Origin of the sequence: Zoogloea dura (assembly GCF_012927165.1) — a bacterium.
Taxonomy (GTDB): Bacteria; Pseudomonadota; Gammaproteobacteria; order Burkholderiales; family Rhodocyclaceae; genus Zoogloea; species Zoogloea dura.
Window position 1 is genome coordinate 287,549 of record NZ_JABBGA010000001.1, and the last position, 16,690, is coordinate 304,238.

14 protein-coding genes are annotated in these 16,690 nt (G+C 65.9%); 3 read left to right on the forward strand and 11 right to left on the reverse strand.

Going from position 1 to position 16,690, the window contains the following annotated elements:
- Positions 1 to 21 precede the first annotated feature (21 nt).
- On the forward strand, positions 22 to 723 hold the full coding sequence (locus HHL15_RS01325; RefSeq protein ID WP_169144008.1) for a VIT1/CCC1 transporter family protein: 702 nt from the start codon (positions 22 to 24) through the stop codon (positions 721 to 723).
- Positions 724 to 745: 22 nt separating this feature from the next.
- Here the strand turns inward: HHL15_RS01325 and HHL15_RS01330 are convergent, their stop codons facing one another.
- The 6 genes from HHL15_RS01330 to HHL15_RS01355 all read right to left on the reverse strand — a co-directional run bounded on the left by HHL15_RS01330 (position 746) and on the right by HHL15_RS01355 (position 8,288).
- Complete coding sequence (locus tag HHL15_RS01330; RefSeq protein WP_169144009.1) at positions 746 to 3,892, reverse strand: efflux RND transporter permease subunit; 3,147 nt, start codon at positions 3,890 to 3,892, stop codon at positions 746 to 748.
- 12 nt (positions 3,893 to 3,904) lie between these two features.
- A complete protein-coding gene (locus HHL15_RS01335; RefSeq protein ID WP_169144010.1) occupies positions 3,905 to 5,455 on the reverse strand; it encodes an efflux RND transporter periplasmic adaptor subunit in 1,551 nt (516 codons plus the stop codon).
- Positions 5,452 to 6,729 (reverse strand): TolC family protein, encoded by a 1,278-nt coding sequence (locus tag HHL15_RS01340; RefSeq protein ID WP_169144011.1) that lies wholly within the window; start codon positions 6,727 to 6,729, stop codon positions 5,452 to 5,454. The genes HHL15_RS01335 and HHL15_RS01340 overlap by 4 nt, the downstream gene beginning before the upstream one ends.
- A 40-nt stretch (positions 6,730 to 6,769) precedes the next feature.
- Entirely contained in the window at positions 6,770 to 7,105 is a 336-nt protein-coding gene (locus tag HHL15_RS01345; RefSeq protein ID WP_169144012.1) for a copper-binding protein, read from the reverse strand.
- 32 nt (positions 7,106 to 7,137) lie between these two features.
- The gene (locus HHL15_RS01350; protein ID WP_169144013.1) at positions 7,138 to 7,569 is read right to left on the reverse strand and encodes a DUF411 domain-containing protein; all 432 of its coding nucleotides are present in this window, start codon (positions 7,567 to 7,569) and stop codon (positions 7,138 to 7,140) included.
- Between the two features lie 95 nt (positions 7,570 to 7,664).
- Complete coding sequence (locus HHL15_RS01355) at positions 7,665 to 8,288, reverse strand: c-type cytochrome (protein ID WP_169144014.1); 624 nt, start codon at positions 8,286 to 8,288, stop codon at positions 7,665 to 7,667.
- A gap of 323 nt (positions 8,289 to 8,611) precedes the next feature.
- Between HHL15_RS01355 and HHL15_RS01360 the strand changes: the two genes are divergently transcribed.
- Positions 8,612 to 10,762, forward strand: coding sequence for a carboxy terminal-processing peptidase (locus HHL15_RS01360; RefSeq protein WP_328824972.1), 2,151 nt, complete (start codon positions 8,612 to 8,614; stop codon positions 10,760 to 10,762).
- Here the strand turns inward: HHL15_RS01360 and HHL15_RS01365 are convergent.
- From HHL15_RS01365 to HHL15_RS01385, 5 genes are all read right to left on the reverse strand, one after another.
- Complete coding sequence (locus tag HHL15_RS01365; protein ID WP_169144016.1) at positions 10,759 to 11,181, reverse strand: ribonuclease HepT family protein; 423 nt, start codon at positions 11,179 to 11,181, stop codon at positions 10,759 to 10,761. The two genes, HHL15_RS01360 and HHL15_RS01365, sit on opposite strands and share 4 nt — an antisense overlap.
- 260 nt (positions 11,182 to 11,441) lie before the next feature.
- On the reverse strand, positions 11,442 to 11,717 hold the full coding sequence (locus HHL15_RS01370) for an HU family DNA-binding protein (protein WP_169144017.1): 276 nt from the start codon (positions 11,715 to 11,717) through the stop codon (positions 11,442 to 11,444).
- A gap of 182 nt (positions 11,718 to 11,899) precedes the next feature.
- The gene (radA, locus tag HHL15_RS01375; protein WP_169144018.1) at positions 11,900 to 13,276 is read right to left on the reverse strand and encodes a DNA repair protein RadA; all 1,377 of its coding nucleotides are present in this window, start codon (positions 13,274 to 13,276) and stop codon (positions 11,900 to 11,902) included.
- Between the two features lie 4 nt (positions 13,277 to 13,280).
- On the reverse strand, positions 13,281 to 14,360 hold the full coding sequence (gene alr, locus HHL15_RS01380; protein ID WP_169144019.1) for an alanine racemase: 1,080 nt from the start codon (positions 14,358 to 14,360) through the stop codon (positions 13,281 to 13,283).
- A 4-nt stretch (positions 14,361 to 14,364) separates the two neighbouring features.
- Complete coding sequence (locus HHL15_RS01385; RefSeq protein WP_169144020.1) at positions 14,365 to 15,279, reverse strand: LysR family transcriptional regulator; 915 nt, start codon at positions 15,277 to 15,279, stop codon at positions 14,365 to 14,367.
- 126 nt (positions 15,280 to 15,405) lie between these two features.
- Here HHL15_RS01385 and lplT point away from each other — a divergent pair, with 126 nt between their 5' ends.
- Positions 15,406 to 16,668 carry a lysophospholipid transporter LplT gene (gene lplT / locus HHL15_RS01390; RefSeq protein ID WP_169144021.1) on the forward strand — a complete coding sequence of 421 codons (1,263 nt, stop codon included), beginning with the start codon at positions 15,406 to 15,408 and terminating at the stop codon, positions 16,666 to 16,668.
- Positions 16,669 to 16,690: the final 22 nt, after the last annotated feature.

A 16,690-nucleotide genomic window follows, 5' to 3' on the forward strand; every position in this document is an offset into this window, starting at 1 on the left:
GCTACTACGGTAACGACCTCCATGCCAACACGCCATCGCCACCGGGAACACCACCGCACTGATCGCATCGGCTGGTTGCGGGCCGCCGTCCTGGGGGCCAACGATGGCATTGTCTCGACAGCCAGCCTGGTGATCGGCGTGGCCGCCGCCGGAGTCAGCCCCCGGGAGATCCTTGTCACGGGTGTAGCCGGACTGGTGGCAGGGGCGATGTCGATGGCCGCCGGCGAGTATGTCTCGGTCCATTCCCAGGCCGATACCGAGCAGGCCGACCTGGCCCAGGAAACTATCGAAATCAAGACATCCCCGGAAGCCGAGTTGCGCGAGCTGACCGCCATCTACGTGGGGCGCGGCCTGGAATACCCGCTGGCCGTGCAGGTGGCCACCCAGCTCATGGCCCACGACGCCCTTGGCGCACATGCCCGCGACGAACTGGGTATCACCGACACCCTGAGCGCCCGGCCGGTACAGGCCGCCCTTTCATCTGCCGCGAGCTTCTCCGTGGGCGCCGCATTGCCCCTGGCCGTTACGGCCGTGTTGCCGGCTGCGGGCCTGATTCCGTGGGTATCGGGCGCCTCGCTCGTATTCCTGGTTCTGCTCGGGGCCATCGCGGCCCGCGCCGGCGGCGCAAGCCCGCTGGTTGGCGCCTTGCGGGTCGGCTTCTGGGGCGCGCTGGCGATGGCAGCCACCGCCGGGGTCGGTGCCCTGTTCGGGGCCACCGGCTGAACCAGCCGGCGCGCAGCGCCCCCTACCCGGCGCCCTGCTCCCTCCTGCCCCTTTCGAGCTGCCACTGCTTGACCAGTGCATAGATCGCCGGGATGACCGCCAGAGTCAGCACCGTCGATGAAAGCATGCCGCCGACCATCGGCGCCGCGATGCGGCTCATCACCTCCGACCCGGTTCCGCTGCCCCACATGATGGGCAGCAGGCCGGCCATGATGGCGACCACCGTCATCATCTTGGGACGGACCCGCTCCACTGCGCCTTCCATCACCGCGGCGTAAAGGTCGTCAACGCGGGGAGCACGCCCCTCAGCCTGGCACCGGGTCTTGAGCGCTTCCCAAGCATGGTCGAGGTATATGAGCATCACCACCCCGGTTTCCGCCGCCACTCCAGCCAGGGCGATGAAACCCACCGCCACCGCCACCGACAGGTTGTAGCCGAGCAGCCACATCAGCCAGACTCCGCCGACCAGCGCAAAGGGGACCGACAGCATCACGATCAGGGTCTCGGTGAGACGCCTGAAGTTGAGGTAGAGCAACACGAAGATGCTGAGCAGGGTGACCGGGATGACGACCTTCATCTTTTCGACGGCCCGTTCCATGTACTCGAACTGGCCGCTCCAGGTGATGTAGTAGCCGGCCGGGAACTTGATCTGCGCGGCCACGGCCTTCTTCGCATCGGCCACGTAGCTGCCGATGTCCCGGTCGCGGATGTCCACGTAGATATAGGCCGACAGCAGGGCGTTCTCGGTGCGGATGCCGGGTGCCCCCTTGGTCACACTCACCTTCGCCAGCTGCCCCAGAGGCACCATCGCCCCACCCATCACGGGCACCAGTACCTCGCGGGCAATCTGCTGCGGATTGGAGCGCAGCTCACGCGGATAACGCACCGTCACCCCATAACGCTCGCGGCCTTCCACGGTAGTGGTCACCATCTCGCCACCGAGGGCGCTGGCGATCACGTCCTGGACCTCTCCAACCGCCAGGCCATAGCGGGCCAGTTGCTCCCGGTCGGGCTCGATGTCGAGGTAGAAGCCTCCGGTGATGCGTTCGGCGAAGGCGCTGGTGGTGCCCGGCACGGTCTTGACGACCGCTTCGATCTGCTTGGCCAGCTTCTCCATCTCGTCCAGGTCCTTGCCGAAGACCTTGATTCCGATGGGGGTGCGGATGCCGGTGGACAGCATGTCGGTACGGGCCTTGATGGGCATCGTCCAGGAGTTGGCGACGCCGGGGAACTGCAGGGCCTTGTCCAGTTCGGCGATCAGCCCGTCGGTCGTCATGCCCGGCCGCCATTCGGACTGGGGCTTGAGGTTGATCACCGTCTCGAACATCTCGGGCGGCGCCGGATCGGTGGCCGTATTGGCGCGGCCGGCCTTGCCGAACACCGAGGCCACCTCGGGAAAGCTCTTGATGATCTTGTCCTGGGTCTGCATCAGCTCGGCGGCCTTGGTCATCGACATGCCCGGCAGCGAGGCCGGCATGTAGAGCAGAGAGCCCTCGTTGAGGGTCGGCATGAATTCGGAGCCCAGGCGCGACGCCGGATACACCGACAGCGCCATTGCCAGTGCCGCCAGCACGATGGTGAGCTTCTTCCAGCGCATGACCCAGGCGATGATCGGCCGGTACGCCCAGATGAGGAGGCGATTCACCGGGTTCTTCGCCTCGGGCAGGATGCGGCCCCGGATGAACAGCAGCATCAGCACCGGCACCAGGCTGATCGACAGCAGGGCCGCAGCGGCCATCGAAAAGGTCTTGGTATAGGCCAGAGGCGAGAACAGGCGACCCTCCTGCCCTTCCAGCGTGAACACAGGGAGGAAGGACACGGTGATGATCAGCAGCGAGAAGAACAGGGCCGGCCCCACTTCCTTGCAGGCACTCAGCATGGCCTCGAAGCGCTCCCGGCCGGAATGCCCTTCCGGCAGGCGCTCCAGGTGCTTGTGGGCGTTCTCGATCATCACGATGGCGGCATCGATCATCGCCCCGATCGCAATGGCGATGCCGCCCAGGCTCATCAGGTTGGAGTTCATGCCCAGCAGGCGCATGGCGATGAAGGCCATCAGCACGCCCACCGGCAGCATCAGGATCGCCACCAGAGCGCTGCGCAAATGCAGCAGGAAGACCACGCAGACCAGGGCGACGATCAGCGACTCCTCGATGAGTGTGCGCTTGAGGGTCTCGATGGCCCGGTGGATCAGTTCCGAACGGTCATACACCGTCTGCACCGTCACGCCCTCTGGCAGGCCGGGGCCGATTTCGGCGATCTTGTCCTTCAGGTTGTGGATCACCTCCAGCGCGTTCTGGCCGTAGCGGGCCATGGCGATGCCGGCCACCACCTCCCCTTCCCCATTCAGCTCGGTCAGGCCGCGCCGTTCGTCGGGTGCCAACTCGACCCGCGCAATGTCGCGGATCTGCACTGGCGTGCCGCCGCCGGCCTTGACCACCAGCGCCTCAATGTCCTCGCGGCCGCGCAGATAGCCCTTGCCGCGCACCATGTATTCGGTTTCCGCCATCTCCACCACACGGCCGCCCACATCCCGGTTCGAGTCGCGGATCACCTGGGCCACTTTCATCAGCGGAATGCCGTAGGCGCGCAGCTTCACCGGGTCCACCGTGACCTGGTAGGTCTGCACGAAGCCGCCGACCGAGGCCACCTCGGCCACGCCGTGGGCCTTGGCCAGCTGGTAACGCACGTACCAGTCCTGGATGCTGCGCAGTTCGGCGAGGGTCTTGTCGCGGGCGATCAGGGCGTACTGGTAGACCCAGCCGACCCCGGTGGCATCCGGCCCAAGCTGTGGTGTGACACCCTTGGGCATCCGCCCGGCGGCGAAGTTGAGATATTCCAGCACCCGCGAGCGGGCCCAGTAGATGTCGGTGCCGTCCTCGAAGATGACGTAGACGAAGGACGCCCCGAAGAAGGAAAAGCCGCGCACCACCTTTGATTTGGGTACCGACAGCATGGCCGTGGTGAGTGGGTAGGTCACCTGGTCCTCCACCACCTGCGGCGCCTGGCCGGGGTACTCGGTATAGACGATGACCTGCACGTCCGACAGGTCGGGCAAGGCATCGATGGGCGTGCGCAACACCGCGAAGATGCCCGCCACGATGACGAACAGGGTGGCCAGCAGGACCAGGAAACGGTTCCTGCCCGACCAGTCGATGAGCTTGGCAAGCATGGCGGCGTCCTGTCAGTGTCCCGTATGGGAGCCGGCCGGTGTCACGGCGGTGATGACCCACTCACCCGGCTGGCGCTCGACGAACTCGACCCCCACCTTGCTCCCCGGCTTGAGGGTCTTGAGCAATGAAGGGTTGGCCACCTTGAAGTCCATGGTCATGGCGGGCCAGTTGAGCGACGCCACCGGGCCGTGGCTGAGGGTCACCGTGCCTTCTCCGGCATCCACCCCGTCCACCGTTCCCTCCGCCTTGTGGCCCGCCACCTTCGACGTGGCCGGATTCTGGCCCGGGCTGCCCTGCCCGGCTCCAAACCCGCTGAGCACCGCCTTGAGGTTGCTCTCGGCATCGAGCAGGAAGTTGGCCGACACCACGACCTGCTCGCCTGCCTTCAGGCCGTCGAGTATCTCCACGTGGCGGGCACCGCGGGCGCCGGGCCTCACTTCACGGGGCTCGAAGCGTCCCTCGCCCCGGGCGATCAGTACGATCTGGCGGGTGCCGCTGTCGATCAGCGCGGAGTCGGACACCGTGAGCACCTGCCGGCCGCTGCCGACGGGCAGCTCCAGCTGGGCGAACATCGACGGCTTCAGCAACTGGCCGGGATTGGGCAGATCCACCCGCACCGGTACCGTGCGGTTCTCGGCGTTGAGGGTGGGATACACATAGCTGACGCGTCCCTCGAAGACCTTGTCCGGATAGGCGTCGATGCGCACTCTGGCCGGGGCGCCGACGCGGATCTGGCCGATGTCCTGCTCGAACACATCGGCCAGTACCCACACCGAGGACAGGTCGGCCACCTGGTACAGCGCCTCGCCGGGCATGAAGCGCATGCCCTGCACGGCCTTTTTCTCGATGACGATGCCGGTCACCGGCGAACGGAAACCCAGTGTCCGCCTGCTTGCGCCCGACTTGGCCAGGGCGCGGATCTCGTCCTCGGGGATGTCCCAGTTGCGCAGGCGCGACAGGCTCGATTCGGCCAGCTGCCGCATGCCGGCCTGGGCTTCGCTCCCTGCATCCTTGAGTGCTTCGACGCCCTGCGCCGCGATGATGTACTCCCGCTGCGCCGACACCAGCTCCGGGCTATACGCCTCGAACAGCGGCTGGCCCTTGGCCACCGGCTGTCCGGTCACATTCACATGCAGGCGCTCGACATAGCCCTCGAACTTGGGCGAGATGGTGAAGCTGCGTCGCTCGTCGATCTCCACGCGGCCCGCCACGCGCAGGCTGCGGTCGAGGCTGCGCAGTTCGGCGGACTCGGTGCGCACGCCCAGCTTCTGGATCTTCTCGGTGCTGATCCTTATTGCACCGGCGGCAGTCGACGGCTCTTCAGCCTCGCCGGCATAGACCGGGATGTAGTCCATCCCCATCGGGTCCTTCTTGGGGACAGGCGAAGTATCCGGCAGCCCCATCGGATTGCGGTAGTACAGCGGCTTGTCTGCTGCCGGGGTGCCCTGTGCCGCTTCGCCCTCAGCGTGGCCGGCCTGGGGCCGCTGGCCAAACCAGTAACCACCTCCCGCGGCCAGCGTCAGCGCCAGGGTGGCAGCGGCAATGCCTGCGCCGGTCTTCATAGGTCTTCTCCGAGGATGCGTTCGATGTCGGCGAGGCGAAGCTGGGCTTCGGCCTGTGCCTTGAGGCGGGTCTGGCGGGCCTGGCGGATCTGCCGCTGGGCGTCGAGCACGGTGGCGAAGTCGAGCCTCCCATTCTCGTAGCCGGCCAGCGCCGCCTTGAAGGTCAGCTCGGCCTGGGGCTGCAGGCTGGTGCTGGCCAGGGTTTCGCTACGCAGCGCGGCATCGAGGGCCGACAGGTTCTCGGCCAGCTCGCCCAGGACCTGGTGGGTGGTGGCATCGCGTCTTGCGCGGGCCGCGGACAGCATCGCCTCGCTCTCCCTCTCCTGGGCCCGGCGGCTGCCCTGCTGCAGCGGCAGGTTCAGCTCCACCATCAGCTCCCATTCGCGCAGCGCGCTCTGGTACTGGATCGGCGAGACGCCCACCGTGAAATCGGGATAGCGGTTCTTGTAGGTCAGCGCCCTGCTCTTCTCGGCAGCATTCACCCTGGCCTCCTCGGCAAAGAGCAGCGGATTGCGGGCACGGACCCGCTCCTCGAGCACCGCCGGTTCGAGCCGGGCCGGCGGCGGCATGACGCGCAGTCGCTCGGGCATGGCCAGCGGCGCGATGCCGGGCCGGGCGAGCAGCGTGTTGAGCCTGGCCTGCAGCTGGCGCCGCTCGTTCTCCAGCCCCAGGAGCTCGCCGCGCATGCCGGTCTGCTCCACCTGGGCGCGGATCACGTCCTGCTGTGCCGCCACGCCGCCGGCGTAGCGGACCTGGGCCGTCTTCTCCAGCCGCGTCATCAGGTCGAGGGTCTCGCGGGTCAGCTGCTCGTTGCGATACACGTAATGGAGCTGGGCGTAGGCCGCCTTGATGCGCGTGGCCAGATCGACCCAAGAACCGCTGGCGCGCCCCTCGGCGTCGCGCGCCTCGAGCTCGGCGATCTCCCGCTTGAGCTCGCGCTTGCCCAGCCAGGGCACATCCTGCATCACCAGGTAGCGGGTGCTGCCCACCCGTCCCGGCGCCAGCGTGGGGCTTTGCTCGCCCATGCGGGTGATGTCGCGCAGCTCGGTACGCAGCCGGGGGTCCGGCAAGGCGCCGGCCGGCTCCACCCGCTCGGCCGCCGCCTCGGCCTCGTGGCGCATGGCGGCGTACTCCGGGTTGCGGGCACGCGCGTGCTCGAGCAAGGACTCCAGGCTGCTGCCCAGGCCGGCGTCCTGGGCGTGGGCGCCCAGACTGAGCGCTCCCAGCAGGAGGGCCCTCAGCCAATGCGTGCGGGATTTCATCGAGGTGCTCATGGCGGACTCTCCGGCGGCGCCGCAAGGGCCCGCCCGCTGGTCAGTTGCGTTCCAGGCGGGTGATGACCATCGCGCCGTTGATCTGGTCCGCGGCAAAACGGATCTTGTCACCTGGCTTGACCAGATCCAGCCAGGCCGCGTCCTTGACGCCGAAGGCCATGGTCATCGCCGGCATGCCATTGGGCAGCGCGCCGTGCGACAGGGTCAGCTTGCCGGCGGCCTTGTCCACCTTCTTGACCAGGCCATCGGTCAGCGGCTGGGCGGCGGCTGCCTTGCCGTGCATGGACGGGTGATGGGCATGCTCATCGGCCGCCATCGCGGGGCTGGAGAACGCGCCACCCAGGCAGATGGCAAGAACGAGGAAAGGAGCTTTCATGGGAGTTTCCTGCAGGAACAAGGTGTTGAAATTCAGTGACGGGCAAACACGCTGCTTGAACCATCTGTCCTGACGAGCAGCGTTTCATAGGGAACCGGCCTGGCGCTTTCCATCCCTGGTGAGCCGGGTGGCATGGAGGGCACAGCCAGGCCGATGGCCCTGGGCCTCTCCTTCAGCAGGCGCCGGACATCCGCGGCAGGCACATGCCCCTCGATGAGGTAGCCCCCCACCTTGGCCGTGTGGCATGACCCGTAGGCTTCGGGCATGCCGAGTTGCCTGCGCTGCCCCGGAACATCGGGCACGTCATGGGCGCTCACCTCGAAGCCCTGGGCGCGCATGTGCTCGATCCATTTGGTGCAGCATCCGCAATAGGGGCTCTTGTAGACGTCGACCTGAGTTCCGGCCAGGGCGGCACCCGCAATCAGGCCCAGGATGGACGACACCACCAGTGTCTGCAGATTCATGGCAGATCCTTCAGTGATCGGAAGGCTTCATTGTGACGGCAGCTCCCCGACGGGAAGCTGTCGCAGACATTACATCTCCGTAATCTCGGGCAGACTCAGTGCCCATGCTTGAAGCCGGGCGGATGGGGGTGGCCCTTTTTCTCCACCGGGGGCTCCGCCGACTGGCCGTGCCGGACATGGCTATGCCCGTCACTGGAAGCTACGAGCGCAGCATAGCTGTCGGCCGTCAACCCGGGCAGTTGCTGAAGGAAGGCGACCAGATCCCAGATCGCGTCATCCTCCATGCCGCCCACGGACCAGGCCGGCATGCCCGAAGCCTTGATTCCGTGCTTGATGACCCAGAACTGGCGAGCCTGGATGATCCGGGTATCGTCACGCATGCCCCCGGGCTTGTCTGCCAGCCTGGGGGGCTTGGGGTAGAGCCCCTTCCGGATCTCCGAGTCGGGCGCTGAGGGCGACAGGTGGCACCCTGCGCACATCGCATCGTAGTTGCCCGAGCCGCGGCGCACCCTTTCCGGATCGTGGAGATCGACAGGTGGTTTAAGATCCGCCGCCCTTGCCGCTATCGATCGTTCACGGGCGAATTCGAGCAGATGATGGATCAGCGGATGATGCGGCTCGTCCGCCGCGACGTTGATGACGCCAAGGTACAGGGCGGCGGCGCCCGACGCTCCGCCCACGACCGTCAGGAAGGCCAGGGCGATCAGGGTTCTCTTCATGGTGGGTCTCCCCGGTTCTGCGTATTGTGATCGTGGGGCTTGGCTCTCTCTGTGTTTGAAAGGCAGGCCAATGCAGCAGCATTCATCGGGTCCTCCTGTCGTCGACAGTGTGGGGCGCAAAGCCCAACAGCAGACTGACCAGCGCATTACATCCTTGTAATCTTGATCGGGCCCCGGGCTTCGCGAAGCGCCCGGTTACGAAATTCCGGCCCCGGCACAAGCTCACAGACGAACCCATCAGGGAAAATGCTGTCGACTGCTCTTCAAGAAGCATGTAGCTTCGAATGCTGCGGTGTGATCCCATGTACTTTGCGGAGTTTCGAGTGAAAAAGAGGTTGATCTGGGCCCTTGTTGCAGCTGTTTTCGCGGTACCGGCCTTGTCTGGCGAGTCCTCGGCGGCGCAGCGTCTGCAGCCTACCGTCGAACAGGCGCAGACGGCCTATCTGAGCGCCCAGCTGCTGGGACGCTACCATTACAAGACCCAGCCCCTCGATGATGCGCTGTCCGAGAAGATCTTCGATCGCTACCTCAAGTCTCTCGACCCCGAGCGGCTGATCTTCACTCAGGCGGACATCGACGGCTTTGCCGATTACCGGACACGCCTCGATGACGCCATTCAGCGCGGCAACCTGGCGATACCCTTCACGATTTTCCAGAAGTTCGAGCAGCGCACCGTCGAGCGCCTCACCTATGCCCGGGAGCAGCTCCGCCAGGGCTTCGAGTTCGAGGCCCGGGAGAGCTACACCTATATGCGGGACAAGGCTCCGTGGCCCAAGGACGATGCCGAGGTGCGCGACCTGTGGCGCAAGCGGGTCAAGAACGACTGGCTGCGTCTGCGCCTTGCCGGGAAGGATGACAAGACCATCCGCGAGACCCTCGAGAAGCGCTACGACAACTTCCTGGTGCGGGCCACCCGCAACAAGAGCGAGGACGTTTTCCAGATCTTCATGAACGCCTTCGCCATGTCGATCGAGCCGCATACGAGCTACCTCGGGCGCAGCGCATCGGACGACTTCGACATCTCGATGAGCCTCTCGCTGGTGGGCATCGGCGCGGTGCTGCAGGAGCGGGACGAGTACATCACCATCCGCGAGTTGGTGGCGGGCGGCCCGGCCATCCGTTCGGGCAAGCTCGCCGTCGGCGACCGGATCGTCGGTGTCGGTCAGGCTGAAGGGCCGCTGCAGGACGTGGTCGGCACCCGGGTCGACGAGGTGGTCAAGCTGATCCGCGGTGGCAAGGACACCCGCGTGGTGCTCGACATCCTGCCCGCCGATGCAGGGCCCGACGGCAAGCATCGCCAGGTGGTGCTCGTCCGCGACAAGATCAAGCTCGAGGAGCAGGCCGCCCGCAAGAGCATCATCAAGGTCGGTGACGGCCCTGCCCTGCGTCGGATCGGCGTGATCACCCTGCCGGCCTTCTACGAAGACTTCGAGGGGCGTCGCCGGGGCGACAAGGAATACCGCAGCGCCAGCCGCGACGTGGTGCGCCTGGTGGACGAATTGCGCAAGGAAAAGGTTGATGGCCTGGTGGTGGATCTGCGCAACAACGGCGGCGGATCCCTGCGCGAGGCGGTGGAGCTGACCGGCCTGTTCATCGACAAGGGCCCGGTGGTGCAGCAGCGGCGCCCGGACGGCCGCATCGGGGTCGAGAGCGACGAAAACGCCGGGGTTGCCTGGGATGGCCCGATGGCGGTGCTGATAAACCGGGGTTCCGCTTCGGCCTCCGAGATCTTTGCCGCCGCCCTGCAGGACTACGGGCGGGCGACCATCATCGGTGAGCAGAGCTTCGGCAAAGGCACCGTCCAGACCATGATCAACCTGGACGAGATCGCCAAGAACGACAAGCCCAAGTTCGGCGACCTGAAGATGACCGTAGCCCAGTTCTTCCGGGTCAATGGCGGGACGACCCAGCTCAAGGGGGTGATGCCCGACATTCGCTTCCCCTCGGTGGCGGATCCCGACGCCTATGGTGAGTCGAGCTACGACAACGCTTTGCCCTGGACCCAGATTGACTCCGCCAGCTTCCGGCCGACGGGCAATCTCAAGGACACCATCACCACGCTGCAGACTCGCCACCAGGCGCGGATCAGCAAGGACAAGAGCTTCCAGGCCCTGCTCGAGGACGTGGCCGAAGCCCGGCGCCTGCGCGAAACCCGCAGCATTTCGCTGAACGAGTCCGAGAGGCGGCGGGAGAAGGAGAGCCGCGAGGCCCGCCTCAAGGCCCGCGAAAAGACCGACGGCCGGGACAAGCTCGCGGCGCTCCTCAAGGACGATGGACTGCAGAGTGGTGAGCGCAGCCTGGCTGCCGATCTGGCCGCCGAGAAGGCCCGGAAGGACGCCAAGGACATCCTGCTCGATGAAACCGCCCGGATCGTCGCGGATGACGCGGAACTGCGCCTGAGTCGACCCCAGCTCGCCCTGCGGGACAAGCTCAAGACGATGCCGCCTGCGCCCGCAGGCACCGCGATCCGCTAGTGCCTCGCGGCGGTCCCGGTGTCGGTCAGCCGCCCGAGGTAACGTGAAACCTCGCGACGGGTCTGGGGCACCAGCACCTGAATGGTGTCCCAGAGCCGCTCCCGCCATTCCCGGATCGGGCCGGCTGGCAGCAGGCTGAGTGCGTCCCAGGCCGGCCAGTCGACCGCCGGCATGCAGGCCTTGTCCTCCGCTGCAAGCGCACGCGCACTCTCACCCATCAGGGTGAGTCCCTCCAGCAGTTCGTTGCGCAACGCCGGAAAGGCGAAGACGCTACGCATGTCGCGTCCGTCGGTGCAGCGCTCGATCGCTTCGGCGGCATCCTGCAGATTGCCCAGCAATACCTCACGCAGCACCCGGTTGCAGAGGGGCGCAGGCGATGGGAGGGCTTGCTGTGGATGAGTCCGTAAAGTCTCGGACATGGCTGTGTTCCTGTCTTGAGTCCGGAAAAGCTCCGGGCGCAGCATCTTCATTCATATGCCACGCGGGGCGCGCATTCTAGCCTGCAGGTAATGACAGGAAGAAGTCGCTCCTGAAACAGAATGTGACGAGAAGCACGGCTGAGTGGTGGTAGAGGCGCGGGAACACTGGGCAAATCGGGCAAAAAAATGGCGACCCCGGAGGATCGCCACTTCTGATCGTGTTCAGGGGCAAGCCCCGGACACGGCCCGGATGCCCGGACTTACTTGTTCACCGCATCCTTCAGCTTGGAGCCGGCGGAGAACTTGGGCTGCTTGGAGGCAGCGATCTGGATCTCGGCACCGGTCTGGGGATTGCGACCGACGCGGGCAGCACGTTCGCCGACAGCGAAGGTGCCGAAACCGACGAGGGTCACGCTCTCGCCCTTGGCCAGGGCTTCGGTGATGATTTCCATGACGCCATCCACGGCGCGGCCAGCGTCGGCCTTGGTCAGACCACTCTTGCCCGCCAGCGCATCGATCAGTTCAGTCTTGTTCATAGCTCGTATTTGGTAGGTAAAAAAAATGGGTGGATACAGGAGCTGAGGCAGGTGACGCTTTGCGCCTCAAGCGCACTACAACACCCGCGGACGCTAGCTTACCCTGCTCTTTTCCCCCTGTGGCGCCAATCTCGAGGTATTCCGCGGTTTTCCGGGCGCTTCAGGGCTGAAATGCATGGAAATCAGGCTGTCGCCAGCTCGCGGATCTGCTCCAACGCCTCTTCGATCCGCTCCACGGCGATCACCCTCATGCCGGGGATTTCCTGCTTGGGGGCGTTGGCGCGGGGCACCAGGGCGAGGGTGAAGCCGAGTTTCGCCGACTCCTTGAGGCGCTCCTGCCCGCGTGGCGCCGGCCTGATCTCGCCGGCTAGCCCGACCTCGCCGAACACGACCAGCTCCCGCGGCAGGGGCCGGTTGGTCAGCGACGAGACGATCGCCAGCAGCACCGCCAGGTCGGCCGCCGGCTCGGCGATCTTGACGCCGCCCACCGCATTGACGAACACATCCTGGTCGAAGCACACCACCCCGGCGTGGCGGTGGATCACCGCCAGCAGCATGGCGAGGCGGTTCTGCTCCAGCCCCACCGACAGGCGCCGCGGACTCGGGCTGTGGGCGCTGTCCACCAGCGCCTGGATCTCGACGAGCAAGGGTCGGGTGCCCTCCTGGGTGACCAGCACGCAGGAGCCCGCCACCTGCTGCCCATGCTGCGACAGGAAAATGGCCGACGGATTGGAGACACCCTTGAGTCCCTTCTCGGTCATCGCGAACACGCCCAGCTCATTGACGGCACCAAAGCGGTTCTTGAAGGCCCGCACCAAGCGGAAGCTGGAGTGCGTGTCACCCTCGAAATACAGCACCGTGTCCACGATGTGCTCGAGCACCCGCGGGCCGGCCAGCGCGCCGTCCTTGGTCACATGCCCGACCATGATCAGGCTGCTGCTGCCCTGCTTGGCGAAGCGGGTCAGCTGGGCCGCACATTCCCGGACCTGGGCGACCGAACCTGGGGCCGAGCCCAGGGTTTCGGAATAGACGGTCTGGATCGAGTCGATCACCGCCACGTCCGGCTTGAGCTCGCGCAGGGTCCCCAGGATGCGTTCGAGGTTGATCTCGGGGAGCAACTGCAGGCCCTGCGCATCCAGCTGCAGGCGGGAGGCGCGCAGGGCGACCTGTTCCGCCGACTCCTCACCGCTCACATAGAGGGCCCTGAGCTGCACGGACAGCAGCGACAAGGCCTGCAGCAACAAGGTGGATTTGCCGATGCCCGGGTCGCCGCCGATCAGCACCACGCCGCCTGGAACCAGCCCGCCGCCCAGGACCCGGTCGAACTCGTCGATACCGGTGGGGATCCGTGGTGACTCCCGGGGGCTGATGTCCGCCAGGGTCTGCAGGCGCCCGGTTTCGCCAGCCAAGGCGCTGAAGCGCTTGGCCACTGGCGCTTCCGGTTCCACCACCGATTCGACCAGGGTGTTCCAGGCCTTGCAATGCGGGCATTGGCCCTGCCAGCGGGGCGACTTGCCGCCGCACTCGGAGCAGACGTGCTCGGTCTTCGCCTTGGCCATGCCCCTACCCTCCCCGGACCTGGACCGGCACCCGCGGCGCCAGGGCGCAGAAGAGCTCGTAGCTGATGGTGCCGGCCGCCGCCGCCACCTCGTCGGCGGCCAGGCCGTCTCCCCACAGGGTGACGGGCGAACCCACACCGGCCTCCGGCAGATGGGTCAGGTCACAGGCCAGCATGTCCATGGACACCCGGCCCAGGGTACGGGTCCGTCTCCCTCCGACCAGGATGGGGGTGCCCGTGGGCGCATGGCGCGGATAGCCGTCGGCATAGCCGCAGGCCACCACCCCGACCCGCATCGGGGTAGCCGCCTCAAAGCTGCCGCCGTAGCCGACCCGCTCACCCGGGGTGATGTCCTGTACGCCGATGATCTCGCTGTTCAGGGTCATCACCGCGCGCAATCCCAGCTGCTCCGCGCTGGCGATATCCGGCATCGGTGAGCCGCCGTAGAGCATGATGCCCGGCCGCACGATCTGCGCCGTCGCCTCCGGGAAGCGCAGCAGGGCCGCCGAGTTGGCGAGGCTGACCGGCAGGTCGAGCCCCCCCGCAATGGCCTTGAAGCGGGCCAGCTGGGGGGCGATCCCCGCCTCGTCGTCGGCCCGCGCGAAATGACTCATAAGGGTGATGCTGCGAACGGCGGGCAGCGCCCGCAGGCGGGCCAGCGCGGCAGGAAAGCTGTCGGCCGTGAAGCCGAGGCGGTTCATCCCGGTGTTGATCTTGAGCAGGACATCCAGCGGGCCCGCGAGCCTCGTTCTCTCCAGCATGGCCAGCTGGGCATCGCCATGGATGGTCGGGATCAGGCACAGGCGCTCAATCTCGGGCAGGTCGGCGGGCTCGAAGAAGCCTTCGAGCAGGGCGATCGGCTGGGTCAGCCCGGCCGCACGGAGCTGGGCGGCCTCGGCGATGTCGAGCAGCGCGAACCCGTCGGCCACCGGGCCCAGGGCCTGGATGGCACGCTGCAGGCCATGGCCATAGGCGTTGGCCTTGATGACTGCAAAGGCCTTGGCGCTGCCGGCCTTGCTTCTTGCGAGAAGATAATTGTGACGCAGGGCCTCCAGGTCGATGGAGGCACGAATCGGGCGGGGCATGGTTTCAGGCTTTGCGGGTGGCGCTCAGGCGGCCGATTTCCTCGGTGACGAAATCGGCAAAGGTGTTGACGAGGCGGGAGCGGAACTTGTCCTTGAGCAGGATGACTTCCAGCGGCGTGTAGAGCTTGGGCTCCAGCGAGATGCCGACCAGGCGCCCGGCCTTGACACCGCTGCGGATCGCCGCCGCCGAGGCGACGGCAATGCCGAAGCCCTGGGCCACCAGGTGCTTCACGGTGGACAGGCTGCCCAGCTCGGCGGCCACATTGAGGTCCTCGAAGGCAATCCCGGCCGCGGCGAAGTACTGGTCCAGCAGGTCGCGGATGGCATTGCCGGGCTCCCGATGCAGCAAGGGGTACTCGGCAAGCTGCTCGGCCTGCACTGAGGTTTCGCCGGCCAGCGGATGTCCGGGGGCGACGATCAGTTGCAGCTCATCCTGGCCCGCGCTCCTGCGATCGAGGGTCGGCTGCTCGGTCACGATCTCGATGAGGCCGACATCCAGGTTGCGGTCCATCACACGGCTTTCGATCAGCTGGGAGTTGCCCACCGACACCCGGGGTATCACACGGGGATACTTGCGCTTGAAGCCTTCCAGCAGGTAGGGCAGCCAGTAGCCGGCAATGGTGGTGCTGGTGCCAAGGTGCAGGATGCCGGACAGCTCGTCGGTGAGTTCGGAGACCCGGGACTCGAGTTCCTCGGTCAGCCCGAGGATGCGTTCGGCGTAGGCCATCACCAGCTCGCCGGCGGCGGTCAGCGTGACCCGCCCGTGTCCACGATCAAACAGGCGGGTATTGAACTGTTCCTCCAGCTGCTTGATCTGGAAGGTGACCGCCGGCTGGGTCATGAACAAGGCTTCGGCAGCCCGCGTGAAGGAGCCGTTGCGGGCTACCGCGTGGAAAACCTGGAGACGTCGATCCGCCATGGTTCATAAATCCGGTTTATGCGTGCCGCCATTGAATCACAACATTGACGGGACCGCCAGAAGTGGCAACGCCTTCGTGGTATAAAGCGCGGTCCCCAAAATTCACCGAGCTTCCGATTCCCAGCGATGCCCTTCGGTTTCTACATGATCATGGCCGCGCAGTTCTTCTCCGCGCTGGCCGACAATGCGCTGTTGATCGCTTCCATCTACATGCTGAGGGAGATGCAATCTCCCCAGGAGTACGAACCGCTCCTGAAGCTGTTCTTCACCTTGTCCTATGTATTGCTGGCCGCCTTCGTGGGGGCCTTCGCCGACTCGATGCCCAAGTGGCGGGTGATGCTGATCAGCAACACGATCAAGATCCTGGGCTGTTCGATGATGTTTTTCGGGGTGCATCCGCTGGCGGCCTACGCCATGGTCGGGCTGGGTGCGGCGGCCTACTCGCCGGCCAAGTACGGCATCCTCACCGAATATCTGCCGCACCGCCTGCTGGTGGTCGCCAATGGCTGGATCGAGGGCCTGACGGTCGGCGCCATCATCCTGGGGACCCTGGTGGGGGGCATGCTGATCAAGCCGTCCATCTCTCAGACCCTGCTGGGGCTGGACCTGCCTTTCTTGGAAACCGGCATCGACACGGTGCCGGAGATGGCCTTGTGCGTGGTCGGCCTGCTCTATCTGATAGCTGCCCTGTTCAACCTCAAGGTGCCGGACACCGGAGTGGACCACAAGGCGCTCAAGTCGAACCCCATTTATCTGATCCACGACTTCAACCACTGCCTCAAGCTGCTGTGGCGTGACAAGCTGGGCCAGGTGTCGCTGGCCACCACGACTCTCTTCTGGGGCGCGGGAGCCACTCTCCAGTTCATCGTGATCAAGTGGGCCGAGCAGGCCCTGCACCTGGACCTCTCGAAGGCCTCCATGCTGCAGGGCGTGGTTGCCGTGGGGGTTGCGTTGGGCGCCGTGCTGGCGGCCCGCCTTGTGAGCATGCGCTCGTCGGTGAAGGTGATTCCCCTGGGTATCGCCATGGGGGTGATCGTCAATGTGATGATCTTCGTCACCGACATGAATCTGGCCATGGCGTTGATGGTGCTGATCGGCGGCCTGTCCGGCTTCTTCGTGGTGCCGATGAACGCCTTGCTCCAGTACCGGGGCCACATCCTGATGGGTGCGGGGCACTCCATCGCCGTTCAGAACTTCAATGAAAACCTGTCGATCCTGATCATGACCGGGCTGTATGCGCTGCTGATCAGCTCCGGGGTTTCGATCAATACGGTGGTGATGCTCTTCGGCGTGTTCGTGGCAGGGACCATGTACATGGTCAAGCGGCGCCACGACGCCAATCAGCGGGAATTCGACTCGGTCAGCGAGCTCGAGGACATCCGGCACTGAGGGCCGCTGGGCCGACGCTCAG